We start from the raw sequence: 605 nt of genomic DNA on the forward strand, positions 1-605 counted from the left end.
TACACTTTATGCTTCCGGCTCGTATGTTGTGTGGAATTGTGAGCGGATAACAATTTCACACAGGAAACAGCTATGACATGATTACGAATTTTAAGCACGGCAGAAACTGCCTGCATCTCTTCGACCTGAGCAATGGCCAGCTCTTCGTCACGCATGTTCTGCATGATGATGCGACGGCGGCGGTAAGCCGGGTCCGCCAGATTCTGCGGATCTTCATCCGGCAGGCGACGCAGGGTCATCTGCGGATTCACTTCATGCTTCGGCTTGACATATCCCGGCGTAAATTCAGAGGTGGAGCCGCCACGGGAACGGATAACCTCACCGGAAACAATCGGCGAAACGTACAGCGCCATGTTTACCAGTCCCGGAATTTGTGAGAGATAGACTTTCTCCGTGGTGAAGGGATAGCTCTCACGGAAAAAGAGACGCAGAAACAGCGGATCAAACTTAAATTTCTGCTCATTTGCCGCCAGCAGTTGGGCGGTTGTGTACATCGACATAAAAAAATCCCGTAAAAAAAGCCGCACAGGCGGCCTTTAGTGATGAAGGGTAAAGTTAAACGATGCTGATTGCCGTTCCGGCAAACGCGGTCCGTTTTTTCGAGC

Annotated in this window: 1 pseudogene; it reads right to left on the reverse strand. The window is 50.7% G+C overall.

Annotated elements, in window-relative coordinates:
• Positions 1-89: 89 nt before the first annotated feature.
• A pseudogene (locus tag HKX41_10445) lies at positions 90-500 on the reverse strand (major capsid protein E).
• Positions 501-605: the final 105 nt, after the last annotated feature.

The organism is Salifodinibacter halophilus (assembly GCA_012999515.1).
GTDB lineage: Bacteria > Pseudomonadota > Gammaproteobacteria > Nevskiales > Salinisphaeraceae > Salifodinibacter > Salifodinibacter halophilus.